Origin of the sequence: Halomonas sp. 11-S5, assembly GCF_029889825.1 — a bacterium.
In the GTDB taxonomy this organism is placed as follows: domain Bacteria; phylum Pseudomonadota; class Gammaproteobacteria; order Pseudomonadales; family Halomonadaceae; genus Halomonas.
The window spans coordinates 93,367-113,670 of record NZ_JARANW010000001.1 but is presented as its reverse complement, the minus strand read 5'-3'; the positions used below and the strand labels follow the sequence as shown (position 1 = coordinate 113,670).

General features: G+C 68.2%; 18 protein-coding genes. 11 read left to right on the top strand and 7 right to left on the bottom strand.

Annotated features, from left to right (window positions below):
• Positions 1 to 3: 3 nt before the first annotated feature.
• The 3 genes from OP497_RS00500 to OP497_RS00490 all read left to right on the top strand — a co-directional run bounded on the left by OP497_RS00500 (position 4) and on the right by OP497_RS00490 (position 4,669).
• Positions 4 to 1,074, top strand: coding sequence for an ABC transporter permease (locus OP497_RS00500; protein ID WP_280545779.1), 1,071 nt, complete (start codon positions 4 to 6; stop codon positions 1,072 to 1,074).
• The gene (locus tag OP497_RS00495; protein ID WP_280545778.1) at positions 1,067 to 2,653 is read left to right on the top strand and encodes a dipeptide ABC transporter ATP-binding protein; all 1,587 of its coding nucleotides are present in this window, start codon (positions 1,067 to 1,069) and stop codon (positions 2,651 to 2,653) included. Before OP497_RS00500 ends, OP497_RS00495 begins: the two co-directional genes overlap by 8 nt.
• A 273-nt stretch (positions 2,654 to 2,926) precedes the next feature.
• Entirely contained in the window at positions 2,927 to 4,669 is a 1,743-nt protein-coding gene (locus tag OP497_RS00490) for a GGDEF domain-containing protein (RefSeq protein WP_280545777.1), read from the top strand.
• A gap of 26 nt (positions 4,670 to 4,695) precedes the next feature.
• Here the strand turns inward: OP497_RS00490 and OP497_RS00485 are convergent, their stop codons facing one another.
• Positions 4,696 to 5,394, bottom strand: coding sequence for a pseudouridine synthase (locus OP497_RS00485; RefSeq protein WP_280545775.1), 699 nt, complete (start codon positions 5,392 to 5,394; stop codon positions 4,696 to 4,698).
• Positions 5,394 to 6,209, bottom strand: coding sequence for an amidohydrolase (locus OP497_RS00480; RefSeq protein WP_280545774.1), 816 nt, complete (start codon positions 6,207 to 6,209; stop codon positions 5,394 to 5,396). The genes OP497_RS00485 and OP497_RS00480 overlap by 1 nt, the downstream gene beginning before the upstream one ends.
• Before the next feature lie 136 nt (positions 6,210 to 6,345).
• On the opposite strand from OP497_RS00480, the gene rarD reads away from it, so the two are divergent.
• From rarD to sulP, 3 genes are all read left to right on the top strand, one after another.
• Entirely contained in the window at positions 6,346 to 7,275 is a 930-nt protein-coding gene (rarD, locus tag OP497_RS00475; protein WP_280545772.1) for an EamA family transporter RarD, read from the top strand.
• Positions 7,276 to 7,351: 76 nt separating this feature from the next.
• Positions 7,352 to 8,503, top strand: a complete 1,152-nt coding sequence (locus OP497_RS00470; RefSeq protein WP_280545770.1) for an FAD-dependent oxidoreductase — start codon at positions 7,352 to 7,354, stop codon at positions 8,501 to 8,503.
• A gap of 182 nt (positions 8,504 to 8,685) precedes the next feature.
• Positions 8,686 to 10,404 carry a sulfate permease gene (sulP, locus tag OP497_RS00465; protein WP_280545769.1) on the top strand — a complete coding sequence of 573 codons (1,719 nt, stop codon included), beginning with the start codon at positions 8,686 to 8,688 and terminating at the stop codon, positions 10,402 to 10,404.
• 8 nt (positions 10,405 to 10,412) lie between these two features.
• On the opposite strand, the gene lhgO is transcribed toward sulP, so the two are convergent.
• Positions 10,413 to 11,612 carry an L-2-hydroxyglutarate oxidase gene (gene lhgO / locus OP497_RS00460; RefSeq protein WP_280545768.1) on the bottom strand — a complete coding sequence of 400 codons (1,200 nt, stop codon included), beginning with the start codon at positions 11,610 to 11,612 and terminating at the stop codon, positions 10,413 to 10,415.
• Positions 11,613 to 11,756: 144 nt separating this feature from the next.
• On the opposite strand from lhgO, the gene csiR reads away from it, so the two are divergent.
• Both csiR and OP497_RS00450 read left to right on the top strand, forming a co-directional pair.
• A complete protein-coding gene (csiR, locus tag OP497_RS00455) occupies positions 11,757 to 12,443 on the top strand; it encodes a DNA-binding transcriptional regulator CsiR (RefSeq protein ID WP_280545767.1) in 687 nt (228 codons plus the stop codon).
• 176 nt (positions 12,444 to 12,619) lie between these two features.
• Positions 12,620 to 12,832: a hypothetical protein gene (locus tag OP497_RS00450; protein ID WP_280545766.1), complete on the top strand. Its 213-nt coding sequence runs from the start codon at positions 12,620 to 12,622 to the stop codon at positions 12,830 to 12,832.
• A 7-nt stretch (positions 12,833 to 12,839) separates the two neighbouring features.
• Here OP497_RS00450 and OP497_RS00445 read toward each other — a convergent pair whose 3' ends face one another.
• The 3 genes from OP497_RS00445 to OP497_RS00435 are packed head-to-tail and all read right to left on the bottom strand — an operon-like array spanning position 12,840 to position 15,264.
• A complete protein-coding gene (locus tag OP497_RS00445; protein WP_280545765.1) occupies positions 12,840 to 13,787 on the bottom strand; it encodes a biotin-dependent carboxyltransferase family protein in 948 nt (315 codons plus the stop codon).
• Positions 13,784 to 14,512, bottom strand: a complete 729-nt coding sequence (gene pxpB, locus OP497_RS00440) for a 5-oxoprolinase subunit PxpB (RefSeq protein WP_280545764.1) — start codon at positions 14,510 to 14,512, stop codon at positions 13,784 to 13,786. The genes OP497_RS00445 and pxpB overlap by 4 nt, the downstream gene beginning before the upstream one ends.
• Entirely contained in the window at positions 14,509 to 15,264 is a 756-nt protein-coding gene (locus tag OP497_RS00435) for a 5-oxoprolinase subunit PxpA (protein ID WP_280545763.1), read from the bottom strand. The genes pxpB and OP497_RS00435 overlap by 4 nt, the downstream gene beginning before the upstream one ends.
• A 204-nt stretch (positions 15,265 to 15,468) precedes the next feature.
• On the opposite strand from OP497_RS00435, the gene OP497_RS00430 reads away from it, so the two are divergent.
• Genes OP497_RS00430 through OP497_RS00420 form a run of 3 tightly spaced genes read left to right on the top strand, consistent with a single transcriptional unit; the run spans position 15,469 to position 18,388 of the window.
• Positions 15,469 to 16,470: a TRAP transporter substrate-binding protein gene (locus OP497_RS00430; protein WP_280545762.1), complete on the top strand. Its 1,002-nt coding sequence runs from the start codon at positions 15,469 to 15,471 to the stop codon at positions 16,468 to 16,470.
• A gap of 54 nt (positions 16,471 to 16,524) precedes the next feature.
• A complete protein-coding gene (locus OP497_RS00425; RefSeq protein ID WP_280545761.1) occupies positions 16,525 to 17,076 on the top strand; it encodes a TRAP transporter small permease in 552 nt (183 codons plus the stop codon).
• A gap of 16 nt (positions 17,077 to 17,092) precedes the next feature.
• Positions 17,093 to 18,388 (top strand): TRAP transporter large permease subunit, encoded by a 1,296-nt coding sequence (locus OP497_RS00420; RefSeq protein WP_280545760.1) that lies wholly within the window; start codon positions 17,093 to 17,095, stop codon positions 18,386 to 18,388.
• A gap of 66 nt (positions 18,389 to 18,454) precedes the next feature.
• Here the strand turns inward: OP497_RS00420 and OP497_RS00415 are convergent, their stop codons facing one another.
• Positions 18,455 to 20,290, bottom strand: a complete 1,836-nt coding sequence (locus tag OP497_RS00415; protein ID WP_280545759.1) for a protein kinase — start codon at positions 20,288 to 20,290, stop codon at positions 18,455 to 18,457.
• Positions 20,291 to 20,304 lie beyond the last annotated feature (14 nt).

Sequence of the window (20,304 nt, the reverse complement as noted above, 5' to 3'; positions counted from 1 at the left end):
TCGATGTCACTGATCTCGCGCGATCTCTCACCCATCACGCGTCGTCGCCTGGCGGTGTTCCGCGACAACCGCCGGGCCCGGCTCTCGCTGTGGGTCTTCGCGGTTCTCTTCGTCGTCAGCCTGGTGGCCGAGATAATCGCCAACGACCGGCCCATCGTCATGCAGTACCAGGGACAGTGGTACCTGCCGGTCCTGGTGGACTATCCCGATACCGAGTTCGGGGGCTTTTTGCCCAGCCCCGCCGACTACCGCGACCCCTTCGTGCGCGACGAGATCATGGCCAACGGCTGGATGCTCTGGCCGCCGATCCCGTTTTCCTACGAGACCCTGGACATGGCGCTCGACCATCCGGCCCCGTCACCGCCCACTACCCGGCACTGGCTGGGCACCGACGACCAGGGCCGCGACGTCATGGCCAGGGTGATCTATGGCTTTCGGCTCTCGGTGATCTTCGCGCTGGTGCTCACCGCGGGATCGCTGGTGCTGGGGGTGCTGGCCGGCGGCATCCAGGGCTACTTCGGCGGCAAGGTGGACCTGATCGGCCAACGCTTCACCGAGATCTGGTCGGGGCTGCCGATGCTCTTCCTGCTGATCATCCTGGCCAGCCTGGTGGAACCCAACCTCTGGTGGCTGCTGGGCATCATGCTGCTGTTCTCCTGGCTGGGGCTGGTCGACGTGGTACGTGCCGAGTTCCTGCGCGCCCGGAATCTCGAGTATGTGCGCGCTGCTCGGGCCATGGGCCTGCCCTCGCATTTGATCATGTGGCGCCACGTGCTGCCCAATGCCATGGTGGCGACCCTGACCTTCATCCCCTTCCTGTTCACCGGGGCCATCACCACCCTCACCGCTCTGGACTTCCTGGGGTTCGGCCTGCCCCCGGGCTCACCGTCCCTGGGCGAACTGGTCGCCCAGGGCAAGAATAACCTGCAGGCCCCGTGGCTAGGCATTACCGCCTTCGTCACCCTCTCGGTCATGCTCTCGCTGCTGGTGTTCATCGGCGAGGGGCTGCGCGATGCCTTCGACCCCCGGCATATCCAACATGCCGCCAGCCCGAGGACGCCCCGCGATGCCTGAGCCCCTGCTGCGACTCGACGACCTGACCATCGCCTTCGACGACGCCAGCGTGGTCGACCGGCTGTCGATCACGGTGAATCGCGGCGAGACCCTCGCCCTGGTCGGGGAATCCGGTTCCGGCAAGTCGGTCTCGGCGCTCGGCGCCATGAACCTGCTGCCTCCCAATGCGCGGGTCGAGGGCAGGCGCCGGCTGGGCGATACCGACCTCACCACCCTGTCCGACCGGGGCTGGCGAGGCCTGAGGGGCGGCCGGGTAGGCTTCATCTTTCAGGAGCCCATGACCTCGCTCAACCCACTGCACCCCATCGGCAAGCAGATCGGCGAGACCCTGCGCCTGCACCAGGGGCTGACTGGCAGGTCCGCCCGGGCGCGCACCCGGGAACTGCTGGAGCAGGTCCGGCTGCCGCGTGCCGGAGAACTGCTGGATGCCTGGCCGCACCAGATCTCCGGCGGCCAGCGCCAGCGGGTGATGATCGCCATGGCGATTGCCAACGGCCCCGAGCTGCTGATCGCCGACGAGCCCACCACCGCGCTGGATGTCACCGTGCAGCAGGAGATCCTCGCCCTGCTCGCCGAACTGCGCGATGCCCACGGCATGGGCATGTTGTTCATCACCCACGACCTCAACCTGGTGCGCCGCCATGCCGACCGCATCTGCGTGCTGCATGCCGGCCGCGAGCAGGAAACCGGCCCGGTGGCCGAGGTCTTCACCCAGCCCCGCAGCGACTACACCCGGCAGCTGCTGGAGGCCGAACCCGCAGGACGCCCGGCCTTCGTCGCGCGGGTCGCCCCACTGCTGAGCGCCCGGGGGGTCGGGGTCCGCTTCCCGCGCCCGGCACGCCTGTTCGCCCGACGCCCGCCCCCCTTCGAGGCGGTCAAGCCGCTGGACCTCCATGTAGCGCCCGGCGAGACCCTGGGCATCGTCGGCGAATCCGGTTCGGGCAAGACCACCCTGGCCCTCGCGCTGCTGCGCCTGGGCCAGGGCAGCGGCGAGATCGAGTTCGACGGCATTCGCCTCGACCAGCTGACCGGCAACGCCCTGCGACGCCAGCGCCGCAGCCTGCAGGTGGTGTTCCAGGACCCCTATGGCTCGCTTTCGCCGCGGCTGCCGGTCTTCGACATCGTCAGCGAAGGGCTGCGTTTCCATCACCCCGAGCTCACCAGCGCCGAGGTCGACCGCCGCGTGCGCACCACCCTGCGCGAGGTGGGCCTGCCCGAGGCGTGCGCCTCCCGTTACCCACACGAGTTCTCCGGCGGCCAGCGCCAGCGCATCGCCGTGGCACGGGCGATCATCCTCGAGCCACGGCTGGTGGTGCTCGACGAGCCCACCTCGGCGCTGGATCGCAGCGTCCAGAAGCAACTCGTCGAGCTGCTGCGCGACCTCCAGGCCCGGCGTCGACTCAGCTACCTGTTCATCAGCCATGACCTGGCGGTGGTGCGGGCCATGGCCCACCGGGTGCTGGTCCTCAAGGACGGCGAGGTGATGGAACAGGGCGACTGCCTGCAGGTCCTCGAGAATCCCGCCTGCGACTACACCCGGGCCCTGGTCGCGGCCGCCGGGCTTGCCCCGCGCGAGTGAGCCGAACACTGGGCCGCCGATGATGGCCTGGGCAGCGATGCCCCAGCCAAGGTGAGGCTTGCGGCATCTTGCGGCACTCGAGCTCCCTTACTCCCTTACTCCCTTACTCCCTGACTCTGGTCTTTGCTACCAATTGCACAGGAAAGATAACGGTATAAAAAGCGTCGCGCCCGATAAGGTCATATCGCCTGCCGCGGGGCGTTGACAAGGCAGGCATCCGCCAGGGGTTACGCTGGGTTACACTGCCGTCCTGATCCGAGGCCTCAGGACAACATGCGCACACTCCTCTCCTCCCTGCTCGGGACCCTGTTTCTGGCGTTGCTGCTGGCCGCCCCCGCCTGTGCCGGGCCCGCCCCGCTGGCACTCGACGAGGGCTGGGAATATCGCTGGGGGGACTCTACCTTCCAGGCCGACGGCACCCCGGCCTGGGTCGCCGAACCAGCATCGTCGGGCGAGTGGCAGCCAATCGCCTTCCCCTCCAACCCGCCCGGTCGCGGTGGCAGCAAGCACGCCTGGTTCCGCATCACCCTGCCCGAGGGCGAGTGGCGCGACCCGGTGCTCTACATCTACAGCGTCGACCTGATCACCCAGGCCTGGCTGGAGGACGAGCTGATCTATCAGTACGGGCACTTCGATGCTCGCGGAGAAGGGCGATTCGAGGGCTGGCCCTGGCACATGATCAGCCTGCCCGAGGCCTTCGCGGGCAAGACCCTCTACTTCCGCGTCTTCTCCGACTACACCGACATCGGCCTGTGGGGCGAAGTCAAGCTGATGGACCGCCTCGACCTGCTGCACTATATTTTCGAACGTTCCGCCGGCGACCTGGTCGTCAGCGCCTTCCTGCTGCTGCTGGCCCTGCTCGCCTTCATCTTCGCCCTCGTGCAGGCCGACCGGCGAAGCTTCTTCGGTATCGGGCTATTCGCCCTGGCCGCGGGCAGCATGCTGCTGGCCGAGACGCAGGCCAGCCAGCTGCTGCTGGACATCCCCTTGCTATGGGACTACCTGGCCGCCGTCGGCTACTACACCCTGCCGGTGGCCATGGGGCTGATGCTGGAGCACTGGTTCGTCGCGCAACGTCCGACGCTGCTGCGGCGCATCTGGCAGCTACACCTGGGCTACCTGGTGATGGCGCCGGGACTGGCCCTGGCCGGCATCATCGACCTCTCCAGCACCTTCCCGCCCTTCGATGCTCTGCTGCTGGTCAGCCTGCTGGTGATGTTCACGACCATCGTCGTGCACCTGGGCGCCCTCAACGCCGAGCAGAAACTGATCATCACCAGCTATGGGCTCTTCGCCCTGCTGCTGCTGGTCGACATGGCCGTGGCCCACGGCCTGCTGCCCTGGCGCCGTGTTCCCGTGAGTGTCGCCGCGCTGGGCTTCGCGATGGCCATCGTGATGATCTCGCTATGGCACTACCGACATACCCAGCACGAGCTACACCGGCTCAACCTCTCCCTCGAGAAGCAGGTCACCGAGCGCACACGAGCGCTGGAGAAGATGGTCGAGAAGCTGCAGGGCTACTCCTACCAGGACGCCCTGACCGGGCTGCACAACCGCCGCTACTTCGACGAGCTGCTCGAGCACGAGGCGGCGGTCGCGCGCCGACAAGGCACGCCGTTGACCCTGGCGATGATCGATATCGACCACTTCAAGCGGTTCAACGACCGTGAGGGGCACGAGGCGGGAGATACCGTGCTGGTCGGCGTGGGACGGGTGCTGACCCATCACTTCCGCGACGCCGACGTGGTCTGCCGGATGGGCGGCGAGGAGTTCGTCATCATCATGCCGGGGGCCACCGCGGCCATCGCCCAGGCGCGCCTCGCCGAGCTGCTGGAGATCCTGAGCCGGACGCGCTTCCGTCACCGCGACCGGGTGCTCGGGCCGCTGTCGATCTCCTGCGGCATCGCCACCTACCCCGAGCATGCCGGCGACCCGCTGACGCTGATCGGGCTCGCCGACAAGGCGCTCTACTCGGCCAAGCACCGCGGTCGGGCGAGGATCGAGACCTACGCCTGACGCCTCCTCGCACCAACGGGCCGGGCTCAAAACAGCGCCACTTCCTCCTCGCTGAGTTCACGCCACTCGCCGGGTGCCAGCTTGCCGAGGAACAGCGGCCCGATCGACTCGCGGTGCAGGGCCACCACATGGTGGCCGATGGCCGCGAACATCCGCTTGACCTGATGGTACTTGCCCTCGTACAGGGTCAACTCGGCCACGCGGGGTGAGCGCATGGCCAGCTCTGCGGGACGCGTCGGCTTCTCTTCCCCGTCGAGCAGCACCCCCTCGGCGAAACGGGCCACGGCCTCGTCCCACGCGGCCCCGTCCAGCGGCTCGGCGAGCGTGACCTCATAGACCTTGCCGCAGCGCCGCTTCGGCGAGGTGACCCGATGGGACCATTGGCCATCGTCGGTGAGCAGCACCAGGCCGGTGGTGTCGACGTCCAGCCGGCCCACCGTCTGCAGCCGCTCCACATGGGGCAGGTCGACCCGTTCGCGGACCAGCGGGTAGAGGCCGCGACGGGCACTGCATTCGACCCCCTCGGGCTTGTGGAGCATCACGTAGCGCAGGCCGACCAGGGCCAGGCGCTCGCCGTTCCAGGTGACGCGACTGTGCTCGTCGACCTGGGTGGCGGGGTTCTTGATCACCTCGCCGCCCACCAGGACCTCCTCGCGGTGCAGGGCCTTCTTGGCCAGGCTGCGTGTCAGGTCGGTGGTCTCGCAGAGGAAGCGGTCCAGACGCATCAGTAGCCCACCCCGTCGGCGAGGCCGAAGTGGTCGGCGTCGCGCCAGGCGGGAAACTTCTCGCGGAAGCTGCGCAACTCCTCGAGCGACAGGCTGCCGGTCTTCAGGAAGGGGGTGTCCCGGGGCGCGTCGAGCAGCGCCTCCCCCTTGGCATCGACCAGCATCGAATCCCCGGCATAGGTCATGCCCTTGGCATCCTCGCCGACCCGATTGACGCCGATCACCGGGCTGAGGTTCTCGATGGCCCGGGCCTGCAGCAGCACCCGCCAGGGGTGGCGACGCGGCGCCGGCCAGTTGGCCACGCAGAGCAGGGCGTCATACTCGAAGTGCTCGTCGGGCCCCGGCTGCTGGCGCAGCCAGACGGGGAAGCGCAGGTCGTAGCAGACGCTGAGCAGGATCCGGAACCCCTTGAGCTCGACGATTACCCGCTCGTGGCCCATGGCGTAGCGTTCATGCTCCCCGGCCATGCGGAACAGGTGACGCTTGTCGTAGGTGACCAGGCTGCCGTCCGGGCGCGCCCAGACCAGGCGGTTGAAGTAGTCGCCGTGCTCCACCACGGCGACACTACCGGTGACCACGCAGCCCCGGCGGGCCGCCTGAGCCTGCAGCCAGGCCACGGTACGACTCTCGGCCATGGGCTCGGCCATCTCGCGGGAGTTCATGGTAAAGCCGGTGGCGAACATCTCCGGCAACACGATCAGGTCGGTGTCGTCGGCACTCAGCTCGCCCAGGGTCTCCTCGAGCATCCGGCAGTTAGCGTCGGGGTCTTCCCAGCGCAGGTCACACTGCACCAGGGTGGTTCTCAATTCGCTCATAGGGGGACTCCCGTCCAGGTAATATGCCCGGTCACAGCCTACCCCAGGTGCCCCGTCATCGTCAGCCGCCGGGCAGGGCCCATGGCGGCCACGCGAGTAGCCTGCTAATGTCTAGGCGTTTCGCTTCGAGGCCGTCATGTCCCACTACCCCACCTCTGCTCCGCACCAGGAAACCGGCAAGGGCGTCGCCTTCGGCCTGGCCGCCTATGTGGCCTGGGGCTGCTTCCCGCTGTTCTTCGCCCTCTTCCAGGGCGTTCCCGCCTTCGAGATCCTGCTTCACCGGGTGATCTGGTCCTGCCTCTTCCTGGTCGGGCTGGTCACCCTGCTCGGCCGCTGGGCCCCGATCCGCCGGGCCCTTGCCGAGCCGAGGCGCCTCGGCCGGGTACTGGGTTGCGCCCTGCTCATCGCCCTGAACTGGGGGCTCTACATCTATTCGGTGGAGACCCGGCATGTCCTGCAGGCGAGCCTGGGCTACTTCATGACGCCGCTGGTCAACGTGGGGTTGGGCATGCTGGTGTTGCGCGAGCGCATGGCGCGCCTGCAGGGCGTGGCGGTGGGCCTCGCCGCCCTGGCCATCGCGATCCAGCTGGTGATGCTGGGCGAGCTGCCCTGGATCAGCCTGGCCCTGGCCTTCTCCTTCGGCACCTATGGCCTGCTGCGCAAGCAGGTGCCGCTGGACGGCCTGTCGGGGCTGTTCGTCGAGACCCTGCTGCTGCTGCCCCTGGCCCTGATGGCGCTGGGCTGGCTCACCCAGGCCGAGCTCTCCCACTTCCTCGGCGATGGCCGCACCACCGCCCTGCTGGTGGCCAGCGGCGTGATCACCGCCTTGCCCCTGCTGGCGTTTGCCGGGGCCGCGCGCCGGCTGCGCCTGGCGACGCTCGGCTTCTTGATGTACCTCAACCCGACCATCCAGTTCGTCATCGCCCTGCTGGTGTTCCATGAGCCCCTGGCACCGGTGCAGCTCGCCACCTTCGTGCTGATCTGGACCGGGCTGGCCCTCTACTCCTGGTCGGCCTGGCGGTCACGCCCTCGGGAAGCGGGTGCCCCCGCCACCTCGTCGCGTTGACCCGCCCCCGGGGCCGCGGCCTGTCAAGCCGGGCGCCCGTGTCGCCTGACCCGCGCCTTTCCGCTACCATCGCGGAATGACTCCCACACCTCCTCGCGCCGCAAGACCACGCCTGCTGCTGGTCGGCGCCGGGCATGCCCACCTGCACCTGATCCGACATCGCCAGCGTCTCGAGGGCGCCGAGGTCACCCTCGTCGACCCCGGCAGCTTCTGGTATTCGGGGCGGGCCACCGGCATGCTCGGCGCCCACTACACGGCCGCCGAGGATCGCCTGGATCCGACCCGGCTGGCGGCCCGCTACGGCGTTAAGGCCCTGCGGGGCCGCCTGGTGCACCTCGACCCGGAGGCGCGAACCGCCCGGCTGGAGGACGGTCGCGAGCTCGACTTCTCGCTGCTCTCGCTGAACCTGGGGTCGCGCACGCCCTGTCCCGCACGGCGCACGCCGGGTCCGCGTGTCTGGGCGGTCAAGCCGTTCCCGCGCCTGCTCGCCCTGCGCCACTGCCTGGAAAAGGAGTTCTCAAATGGCCTCACCCCTCGGCTGGTCGTCGTCGGGGGTGGCCCAAGCGGCGTGGAGGTGGCCTGCCAGCTGCGCGAACTGGCCAGGCGCCATGCCGCCCGCCCCGAGATCCTGCTGGTGAGCCGCGGCGAGCGGCTGCTGGAGGGCGCCCCCGCCGGGGCCGTGCGCTGGCTGATGCGCCAGCTCGAGCGCCGCGAGATCCGGGTCCGCTTCGGCCTCGACGTCACCGGCCATGCCACCGGCGGCGTGACCTTCGCCACCCAGACCAATGCCTGGGGCGAGGACAGCCTGCAATGGCTGGCGGCGGACCATGTCGTGCATGCCGCGGGACTGGCCCCGCCCGAGGTGGTCGAACGGCTGCGCCTGCCGCTGATTCCCGGGCGTGGCCTGGCCGTGGAGGCCACCCTGCAGAGCCCCGGCCATCCCGACATCTTCGCCGCCGGGGACTGTGCGGCCATGCTCCACCACGAACTGCCGCGCCTGCGCATCCACGGCATCCGCCAGGCCCCGGTGCTGCTCGACAACCTGGCGGCGCGCCTTGCCGGTGCTCCCCCGAGACCTTATGTTCCCCAGCGGCTGGCCCTGGCGATTCTCGACCTGGGCGCCGGCCAGGGACTCGCCATCCGCGGCCACCGCTGGTGGGGCGGTCGCCTGGCCCTGGCCGGGAAGCGGCGACTGGATCGCCGCTTCCTTCGCCCGTTTCGGCCTTGAGGGAGGGAGCCGGCCCCACGGCTCGCTCGTCACTTCCCTTCATGTCCTTCTGTGTTGTCGTGGGTATTCACTATTTCACCCGATGCTAACCAACCCTGAACCCGGCGACCAATATCGTTTAGTCTGGTAGCCACGCCTCGGGGCCGTTCCCGTCGACCCTGCCACCGACATGGCGAGTAAGGATGCTCAAGCGCTACTTCCCGATCCTCACCTGGCTACCCCACTACACCCGGAGACTGGCCGGCGCCGACCTGCTGGCCGGGGTGATCGTCACGGTGATGGTGATTCCCCAGTCGCTGGCCTATGCCCTGCTCGCCGGCCTGCCGGCGGTGGTCGGCCTGTATGCCAGCATCCTGCCGGCCATCGCCTACGCCCTGCTCGGCACGAGCCGCACCCTGGCCGTGGGCCCGGTGGCGATCATCGCCTTGATGAGCGGTGCGGCCCTCTCCGGAGTGGCCGCCCCGGGGACCTCGGACTACCTGCAGGCGGCCCTGGTGCTGTCGCTGCTCTCCGGGCTGATGCTCACGGCGATGGGCCTGCTGCGCCTGGGCTTCTTCGCCAACTTCCTGAGTCACCCGGTGATCGCCGGGTTCCTCTCCGCCTCGGCGGTGCTTATCGCCGCCAGTCAGTCCGTCCATCTGCTGGGCATCGAGGCGAGCGGCTTCACGGCGCTGGCGCTGCTTATCAGCATCGCCGGCGAGCTGGGGCAGACCCACTGGCCGACGCTGTTGCTCGGCCTCGGCTGCCTGGCTTTCCTGATCGGGATGCGACGCTACGGGGAACGGATGTTGCGGGCGCTGAAGTTGCCGAAGGGGCTCGCCTCCCTGCTGGCCCGGGCCGGCCCGGTGATCGCGGTGGTCGTGACGACGCTGCTCAGCTGGTGGCTGGGGCTCGCGGAGCGCGGCGTGGCGGTGGTCGGCGCCATTCCCGGGGGGCTGCCACCGCTGAGCCTGCCGCCGCTGGACCTGCCGCTGTGGCGCGCCCTGCTGATTCCGGCCCTGCTGATCAGCGTGGTGGGCTTCGTCGAATCGATCTCCATGGCCCAGATGCTGGCGGCCAAGCGTCGCGAGCGGATATCGCCCAACCAGGAACTGGTGGGCCTGGGCGGCGCCAACCTGGCCGCGGCCTTCTCCGGGGGCATGCCGGTCACCGGGGGGCTGTCGCGCACGGTGATCAACTTCGAGTCCGGGGCTCGCACGCCCATGGCCGGCCTCTTCGCGGCGCTAGGCATCGGGGCGGCGACCCTGGCGCTGACCCCCTTGCTGCAGCACCTGCCCATCGCCACCCTGGCGGCGACCATCACCGTCTCCATCCTGACCCTGGTGGACATCCCCCTGGTGCGCCAGACCTGGCGTTACTCGCGCAGCGACTTCTCGGCCATGGCGGTGACCATCGTGCTGACCCTGGTGGAAGGGGTCGAGGCCGGCATCATCGCGGGCGTACTGCTCTCCATCACCCTCTTCCTCTACCGCACCAGCCGCCCGCACAGCGTGCTGGTGGGACGCATCGACGGCACCGAGCACTTCCGCAGCATCCAGCGCCACGCGACCGAGACCGTCAGCCACCTGGCCATGCTGCGCATCGACGAGAGCCTCTACTTCGCCAATGCCCGCTACCTCGAGGACACCGTCTACGCGCTGGTGGCGAGCCGTCCGGAACTCGAACACGTGGTGCTGATCTGCTCGGCGGTCAACCTGATCGATGCCTCGGCGCTGGAGAGCCTGGACGCCATCAATGCCCGGCTCGAGGACTCCGGGGTCACCCTGCACCTGGCCGAGGTCAAGGGGCCGGTGATGGACCGGCTCAAACACAGCGACTTCCTCGATGACCTCACCGGGCGGGTCTTCCTCAGCACCTATGCCGCCTGGGTCGAGCTGAAGCGCCCCCCAGAGACGACCTGACCGAGCCGTCAGCCGACCTCCACCTGCTCCTTCACCTTGTCGACGATATAGCGTCCGATGGGCAGGGCCGAGGTGGCCGCCGGTGACGGTGCGTTGCAGACGTTGACGGTGCGCCGCGTGTTGACGAACAGGAAGTCGTCGATCAGATGCCCGTCGCGGGAGACCGCCTGGGCGCGCACTCCGGCCGGCCAGGGCTGGAGGTCATCGAGAGTCAGCTCCGGACAGTAACGGCGCACCAACGCCAGATAACGGCGACGGGAGAAGGAGTTGCGCAGCTCCGCCAGCCCCGGTCGCACATTGCTGGCCAGCATCCGCCACACCCCCGGATGGCTGAAGAGCCGTGCCAGGTCCGGCAGCGAGACATCCGACTTGCGATACCCCTCGCGGGCCAGCGCCAGCACGGCATTGGGGCCAAGGGTGACACCGCCGTCGACCATCGGCGTCAGGTGCACGCCGAGGAAGGGCATGGCCGGATCGGGGATCGGGTAGACCAGGTGCTTGACGATCCCGTCACGCGTCTGCGGCAGGCGGAAGTACTCGCCGCGGAAGGGGCAGATGATGAAGCCGGGATTGCGCCCCAGCATCCTCACGACGCGATCGGCCATCAGCCCCGCGCAGGAGATCAGGTAGCGGGTGGAGAACTCGTCATCGCGGGTCCTGACCACCACCTCGCCGGGGCGCTCGTCGATCCTGGTGACCTCCTGATCGAAACGGACCATCCCACCGCGATGCTCGAACTCCTCGGCCATGGCCAGGGTGACCTTGGAATAGTCGACGATGCCGCTGGATGGCACGAAGAGGGCCCCGGCACCTTTGATCGCCGGCTCACGCTCGCGAAGCGCCTCGGCGGATAGCCACTCCCGCTCGAGACCGTTGGCGCCGGTTCGCTCCCAGAGCCCCTGCATGCGCTGAAGCTCGAGGTCGTTGGTGGCCACCAGCAGCTTGCCGCAGATGCGGGTCTCGATGCCGTGGGCCTCGCAAAACGCCCGGGTGGCCCGGTTCCCCTCGCGGCAGAAGCGCGCCTTGAGGCTGCCGGGGGCATAATAGACCCCGGCATGGATCACACCGCTGTTGCGGCCGCTCTGGTGGCGGGCCGGGCCCGACTCCTTTTCCAGCAACAGGATGCGGCGGTCGGGAAAGCTCTCGCTCAGCTGCATGGCGGTGGACATGCCGAGGATACCCCCGCCGATGATGATGAAGTCGTACAAGGCTCACCTCGGTGATGACAGGCATGTGACCGGAGAATATCCATGATTCCGGCCTCTTTCCATTTTTCGATGTTCCACGGCACGATTCACCACAGTGGCGATGATTAGGTATGATGTCAGCCACATTCGGAACGACAGCGCGCCATGGACATCTCCTCGAAACAGAACCTGGGCATCAGTGCCTATCACTGGCTGAAACGCGACATCATCCGCGGCGACTTCATGCCCGGTGAGAAGCTGTTGATGAGCGGTCTCAAGGCGCGTTACGGGCTGGGCATCGGCCCCCTGCGCGAGGCCCTCTCGCAACTGGTGGCCGAGCGCCTGGTGGTGGCCATCAGCCAGCGTGGCTATCGGGTGGCGCCCATGTCGCTGTCGGAACTCGCCGACCTCTATGACGCCCGGGCCCAGCTCGAGGGGCTGATCCTGGAGCTCGCCATCCAGCGGGGCGACGACGACTGGGAGGCCGACATCCTGGCCAAGGCCCATACGCTGGCCAAGGTGACGGAGGTCAACAGCGCCGAGGAGCTGCTCGACGTCTGGGACACCCGCCACAAGGTGTTCCATACCGCCATCGCCGCCGGCTGCAACTCCCCCCACCTACTGAAGCTCCGCGACAGCCTGTTCGATCAGGTGGAGCGCTACCGCCATCTCTGGCTACGCGAGACCGTCTTCTCCGCTGAGGCCCTGGAGCGCAAGCGGCGCGAACATGCCGCCCTGGTGGAGGTCATCCTCTCCCGCGACGCCCCGCGCGCCGCCGAGATGATGCGCGAGCACTTGATGACGCCGGTCCCCATCATCACCGAAGTCATGCGCCGGCGGGGACTGGCCTGAGGCCGCATCTGCCCTGTTGAGGCCAGGTCTCCCATTGCTCGGCTGACAGCTGTCATACCGCCGTCATCACCAGGCATGAAACTTGCCGTCAGGCATCTCCAGACGACCTGCCAATGTTACACTCAGGATACATTCCATGCGCCCGGGGACCCGGCGCCAGCCCCAGGAGACAGACCATGCCCCACCTGCTGCGATTCCCCCGCGACCTGGAAGCCCGCCTCGAGCGTGCCAGCCACCACACCGGCATCACCAAGGCCGAGTTGATCGAGCGCCTGGTGCAGGACGGCCTGGCCGAGCTGGAGACCCAACTGCTCATCGAGGGTACCGCGACACCCCGCGTCGAGCGCAGCATCGACCAGCTGCTGCGCGAGAGCGGCCTGGGGGCCTGAGGTGCCATCAGCGGGCGAAACCGGCGCGGAAGCGCCGGTAGGCTTCCAGCGCCCGATCGGTCGAAACCGCCTTCAGCCACACCTCCTGCCCCGGCAGGCACTGGGCCAGCCGTGAGCAGGCCAGCGGCGTGAGTGCCCCGAGGCGAGGATAGCCGCCGATGGTCTGGCGGTCATTGAGCAGGGCAATGGGCTGGCCGTCGGGGGGCACCTGCACCGCCCCCAGGCCGATCCCCTCGGAGATCATGCTGGCCATCCGGCAATCAAGCCGCGGGCCGGTCAGGCGCACGCCCATGCGATCGGCCCGATCGTCCACCCGCCAGGGCGCATTGAACGCCAGGAAGAGACTCGCCCCGCTGAACTCGCTTATCTGGGCGCCCGGCAGCAGCGCCAGCTCGGCCGGCCGGCGATAGTCGAACGGCGCCTCCCCGGGGGCCTCGCGGGTGGCGCAAGCGCGACGCGGCGTGACCTGCAGGCAATCTCCCGCGGCCAGCCGGTGTCCCTGGCCATCATGGCCGCCCAGCCCCTCGCGCACCACACAGGCCACACTGCCCAGCACCGGCTGTGCCGCGAAGCCACCGGCCACCGCCAGGTAGGCCCTCAGGCCGTTGACCGGCGCACCGAAGGCGAGCCGCTGGCCCGCCTTGACGGACAGCGAGCGCCAGCCGGCGAGCGGCTCGCCGTCCAGGGTCGCCGACAGGTCCGCCCCCGCCACGGCCAGCACCAGGTCCCGTTCGGCCACGAGCTCGAGGCCGCCGAAGGTCACCTCCAGGGCCGGGGTTCCCCAGGCGTTGCCCGCCAGGTGATTGGCCCAGGCCCAGCCGTGCAGGTCCACCGGCCCGCCCTGGGTCACCCCCAGCCGCCGCACACCGAAGCGCCCGGCATCCTGGAGCAGCGCCAGGGGGCCGGCACGCGTCACGCTGAGGCCATCTATCGCGCCATCTATCGCCTGCGTCATCTATCCTCCTCCATCGGGCGGGTGTCGCCCCCCAGGCGCGCGAACTCGGCACGATCGATGGGCACGAAGCGTACCCGGTCGCCCACCTGGAGCAGGCTGAACCCCTCCCGGTCGCGGTCGAAGAGCACCGCCGGGGTCCGGCCGACGAGGTTCCAGCCGCCCGGCGTGACGGCGGGATAGGCCGCGGTCTGTCGGCCGGCCACGGCCACGCTACCCGCCGGCACGCGCCGCCGTGGCGTCTCCAGCCGGGGCGCCTCGAGCCTGGCATCGACGCTGCCCATGAAAGCGAAGCCCGGCGCGAAGCCCAGGGCGAAGACCCGGTAGCTGTGTTCAGTGTGGCAGGCCACCACCTCCTCGAGACTCATACCCGCAAGCTCGGCCAGTCGCGAGAGTTCGGGCCCCACCGAAGCGTCGTACCAGACCGGCAGCTCCTGAACCGGTGCGTCGGCCGCCTCCTCGTCGGGCTGCAGCCGCTGCAGGAGGTCAACCAGCCATCTTCTGGCCTCGCCTGGCGAGAGTCGCAGCGGGTCGAAGACCACCAGCAGGGTGGTATAGGACGGCACCAGATCGACCAGGTGGTCGCCGAAGGCCGTCTCGCACTCCCTCACCAGGGCGGTGAGCCAGGGCATGTTGGCCTCGTCGATGACGTCGAACAGCCGCACCATCCAGCCGTCCAGCCCGGCGGGCTCGAGGCGCGGCAGCCCTTGCGGAAATCGACCGCTCATGAGGCGCTAGCCAGGCCGTTGAGCGCCTCACGGATCGCCTTGATGGCGGCGATCGACTCGGGGTTGTCGCCATGCACGCAGAGGGTATCGGCGGCCAGCACCAGCGGGCTGCCGTCGCTGGCCGTGAGTGGCGCGCCGCGGGCAATGCGCTGCGCCTGGTCGACGATCACCTCGGGGTCGTGGTGCACGGCCCCCAGCTCTCGCCGGGAGACCAGCCGACCCTCACCGTCGTAGGCGCGATCGGCAAAGGCCTCGAACCACAGGGTCACGCCATGCCGCTCGGCCAGTGCCCGCGCAGCCGAGGTATCCCGGGTGGCCATCGCCATCAACGGCAGGCGTAAATCGTAGGCCACCAATGCGCGCATCACCGCGTCGAGAATCTCCGGGTCGCGCATCATGTCGTTGTAGAGGGCCCCGTGGGGCTTGACGTAACCGACCTCCAGGCCCTCGGCCCGGCAAATGCCGGCCAGAGCACCAACCTGGTAGAGCACCAGGTTCTCGACCTCCTCGGCCGAGCAGGCCATCGAACGGCGCCCGAAGCCGACCATGTCCGGATAGGCGGGGTGGGCGCCCACGGTGACGCCATGGCGCTTGGCTAGCCGCACGGTCATGCGGATCACGTCGGGATCGGAGGCGTGGAAACCGCAGGCCACGTTGGCCAGGTCCACGTGGGGCATCACCTCGTGGTCCAGGCCCATGACCCAGGGACCGAAGCTCTCGCCCATATCGGCATTGAGCAGCAGGGTCTTCATGATGATCCATCTCCTCTGCGTGACGTTTCAGCGAGAATTTATCAAGGTTTTATCAGCAAGACAGCGCGGTTTAGCCTGCATATCGTTGATTCGACATGGGCCGCTCGCCTGACCTTCTTCGCGAACACTCGCTAGACTCCTTGTGGACGGCCCGCTGTCCGACGCCCTGCAGCGACAACCAGACCCCGACTCGAGGAACCGCACATGACTGCCCGTTTCCCCCTCCTTCATCTGACCTCGGCTGTTGCCATTGGTATCAGCCTAGCCACCCTGGGCACCACCGCCCAGGCCGCGACCGAGTGGGACATGCCCACGCCCTACGGCGACATGACCTTCCACACCGTCAACATTCGCGAGTTCGCCGACGACGTGCGCGAGGCCACCGATGGCGAGCTGGACATCACCGTGCACTCCAACGGCTCGCTGATCGGCCATGCCGAGATCAAGAACTCGGTGCGTCGAGGCATCGTGCCCATCGGCGAGCTGATCATGTCTCGCCTGGCCAACGAGAACCCGATCTTCGAGGTCGACTCGGTGCCCTACCTGGCCTCCAGCTACGCGGATGCCCAGACCCTGTGGGAGGCCTCCCGCGAGGTCATCGCCGAGGAGCTTGCCGAACAGCAGCTGCGTCTGCTTTTCGCCGTCCCCTGGCCCCCCCAGGGTATCTACACCCAGCAGGCCCTGGAGGGACCGGACGATCTGAAGAACCTGAGCATGCGGGCCTACAACACCGCCAGCGAAAGGTTCGCCCAGCTCGTCGGCGCCGTGCCGACCCAGGTCGAGGTGCCGGACATCCCCACCGCCTTCAGCACCGGCCGCGTCGACGCCATGATCACCTCGCCGGCCACCGGTGCCGACACCAAGGCCTGGGACTACCTGAGCCACTTCAACCACGCCCAGCTGTGGCTGCCCAAGAACATGGTGATCGTCAGCGAGAAGGCCTTCTCGCGCCTCGACGAGACCACCCGCCAGGCGGTGCTCGAGTCGGCCGCCGCGGCCGAGACGCGCGGCTGGGAGATGAGCCGCCAGGAGACCGACGACGCCCTCGCGGTACTCAAGGAGAACGGCATCGAGGTCAGCGAGCCGACGCCCGAACTCGCCGCCCTGCTCGAAGAGGTCGGCGCGACCATGACCGAAGAGTGGTCCGGCCGCGCCGGCGACCAGGGGGCCGCCATCCTCGAGGCCTACGAGGCCGCGCGCGACTGATCTACCCCTCCCTGCCGGGGCGAGGCGCCCCTGCAGCCACCTATGGACCCCGCCATGACCTATCGCCTCAGAACGCTCTACCAGCTGGGCGGCTATCTGGCTGCCCTGTGCCTCTGCCTGATCTGTACCCTGATCACCGCCCAGATCCTCGGGCGCATCGTCGATCGCATCGCCACCGGGATCGGCGGCGACCGCATCGGCCTGGCGATTCCCGGCCTCGCCGAAATCTCCGGTTTCCTGCTGGTCGGCGCCAGCTTCCTGGGGCTCGCCTACACCTTCGTGCATGGTGGCCATATCCGCGTGACGCTGCTGATCGGACGGCTTCCCCCCGCCCCGCGCGCCTTCGTCGAGCTCTTCTGTCTGAGCATCGCCCTGATCCTCAGCCTCTATCTGGGCTGGTACCTCTACTGGCTGCTGGACGACAGCATCGCCTTCAACGAGACCTCCTACGGACTACTGAGTATCCCGCTGTGGATCCCCCAGTCGGCCATGCTCATCGGCGTGGTGCTGTTATGCCTGGCGCTGGCCGAGGCCTGGCTGGCGACGCTGGTGACCGCCGTGACCCGACCGTCCACCTTCACCATCGATGACGGCGGCCCGCAATGAGCCCGGGAGACACCGCATGCTCGTGATGATGACGATCCTCTTCGCCACCCTGCTGCTGCTGCTCGGCAGCGGCGTCTGGGTGGCCTTCTCCCTGCTGGGGCTGGGCTGGCTGGGGCTCTCGCAGTTCACCTCGGTGCCGACCGGCGACGTGCTCGCCTCGAATGTCTGGGGGGACAGCTACAGCTGGGAGCTCACGGCCCTGCCGATGTTCATCTGGATGGGCGAGATCCTCTTTCGTTCTCGGCTCGCCGACGACATGTTCACCGGCCTGTCGCCCTGGATGCAGCGCATTCCGGGGCGCCTGCTGCACACCAATGTGGTGGGCTGCGGCCTGTTCGCCGCCGTCTCCGGCTCCTCGGCGGCCACCTGCGCCACCATGGGCAAGATGACCATTCCCGAGCTCACCCGCCGCGGCTATGACGAACAGCTGGTCATCGGCACCCTGGCCGGCTCGGCGACGCTTGGCCTGCTGATCCCGCCCTCGATCATCCTGATCGTCTACGGGGTGGCCACCGATCAGTCCATCGCCCGGCTGTTCATGGCCGGCATCTTTCCCGGCCTGCTGCTGATCTCGCTGTTCGCCGCCTACCTGATGCTCTGGTCGTGGCGCTTCCCGGACAAGATCCCGCCCGCCGAGGCCGACCTGCCGCTGGGCGAGAAGCTGCGCCGGGCGCGCCGTCTGCTTCCCTTGCTGGCGCTGATCGTCGGGGTCATCGGCTCGATCTATGCCGGCCTGGCCTCTCCCACCGAGGCGGCCGCCGTAGGGGTGGTGCTCTCGCTGCTGCTGGCCCGGGTCCAGGGCACCATGGATCGCAGGGTGTTTCGCGACGCCCTGCTCGGGGCGGTGCGCACCGCTACCATGATCGCCTTCATCCTGGCAGGCGCCTCCTTCCTCACCGCCGCCATGGGCTTTACCGGCCTGCCTCGGGAGCTCGCCGCCTGGATCGGCACCCTGGGACTGTCGCCCGTCATGCTGCTCGCGGCCCTGACCCTCTTGTTCATCCTGCTGGGCTGCTTCCTGGACGGCATTTCGGTGGTAGTGCTGACCACCTCCATCATGCTGCCCATGGTCGAGGCCGCCGACATCGACCTGATCTGGTTCGGCATCTACCTGGTGATCGTGGTGGAGATGTCGCAGATCACCCCGCCGGTGGGCTTCAACCTCTTCGTGCTGCAGGGCATGACGGGGCGCAATATCCTGTCGATCGCCTGGGCGGCCATGCCGTTCTTCTTGCTGATGATGCTCGGGGTGGTGCTGATCAGCCTCTTCCCCGGCATCGTCACCTGGCTGCCACAGGCCATGGGCAATTGATCATGGAAAGGCGCGGCGCCGTGCCCGAGAAAGAAAGAGAATGATCTCTGCGCCGCGCTGATCGCGCTACTCGGCGGCCTGCCGAGGATTGCGCGGATAGAAGCGCTCCGGCTGGCGCTCGATATGGGCGAAGAAGCGCGTGTCCTTGTAGGGCATCTTCATGAAGCCCGACACCCCGAGCCCCTCGATCAGCCCCACCGCCTCGAGAATATCCTCCAGGCGGCGCCGGAACTCCGCCTCCCGGGAGGGGTCGAGCAGCCGGTAATGACTGTGGATCTTGAGGTGCTCGGGCAGCGCCTCGAAGATGATCATGCCGGTGTGATGGATCTCGTTGAGGGCCTCCAGCGAGGTGATGATCGCCTCGGGAAGGACCAGGAATTCCTCCGGGTCCGGACCATCCTCGAAGTAGCTGTGCAGGCGCGAGCGGTCCTCGAGTTCGGGCACGGCGCTGACCTCGTAGTGCAGCCGCATCCCGGGCAGGATCTCGAAGGGCTGATCGACGCTCGCCCGGTCCAGGTGCAGGGTGTCGCGGGCATTGAACAGGCAGCTCTTGAAGATGCCGCGACGGTGGATCGCCCGGGCCAGGGTCACCATGTTGTTGACCGCGGCGATGAACGCCTGCTTCAGGGCCGGATCGTGCAGGTTGAGCGAGGTGTCGATATAGGCCCCTTCGGCCTCCCAGCGCACCGCCAGCCCGCCCACCACCGGGTACTTGCCGAGCCGGCTCACCGCCGCCAGGAAGGCCTTCTCGGTCTCGCCCATGTTCTGCATGAAGTTCTTGTAGTAGCGATCGAGCTGGACGTCATTGACGTCGTTGAGGGTCTCGCGCCCGCCCTCCTCGCGCAGGAAGGACTTGCGCGAGCTGTACACGACGGTATCGATCTCGCGACCCGCTGGCCGGCTCCACACCGGCACCAGGGGGGCCTCCTGAGGCGTGGGCAGGTCGAGCATCACCAGGCGGGCGAGCCGGGGCATTTCGCGGATGAAGTGGTCGCCGGCGCGCATGCGGGTGCGCAGGTCGGGATCGAGCATGCCGTCGAGCATGCGCGCGAACTCCATGGGCAACCCCAAAGAGGTAGCGGGAATGGCCCGATGGCCGAAGCGACAGGACTGCGCCGAAGCCAGGGCGTAGAGCGTGGCCGCCGCCCCCTGCTCGTCGAAGCGCGGTGACGAAAGCGCCCCGTTGAGCTGCTCCTCGCCGATGAAATAGACATCCCCCAGTCGCGCGTTGGTCTGCTGCAGGTTGTCCGACATCAGCTCCATGACGTTGGTCGCCACGAACTGCAGGCTGGCGTCGAGCTGGGCGAACACCGAGGAGCCCCAGTCGATCAGCGCGATGGTCTCGTGGGCAGCATCGAAGACCAGATTGGAGGGCTTGATGTCGCCATGCACCACCGGCTTGCCGGCCGGTCCGCTCTCGCGGCGCAGGGTGCGCAGGATATCGGCCAGCTGGTCGGCGATGCGCACCACCAGGCGTGGCGACAGTCGCCCCTCGCGCAGCGAGACCTCCTCCATGTTGAAGCCCGGGGCGCGCTGCATCACCAGGATCGACTGGCTGCGCACCCGCTGGAAGACGATCAGCTTGGGCACCCGGGGGTGGTCGACCTGCTCCAGCATGAAGGCCTCCTCCTCCAGGCGATCCTGGAGGTGCTGGGGCAGGTTGACGCGGGTGAACTTGAAGACGTACTGCTCGCGGGGGCTGGAAACGCCAGCGGTGAGCCCGGCGAAGACGAAGCCGTAGGCGCCCTTGCCGATCAGCTCGATATTCCGGTAGCCCAGCTGTTCCAGCTGGGCCTGGCACAGCGACACCCACGCCTTGAGCTTGCGGGCGTCGTCGTGGCTGAGCAGGTAGATCGACTGCTCTTCCGGAATGTAGAACTGCTGCAGGGACGCCTGGGTCATGGTGGCGCGCTCAT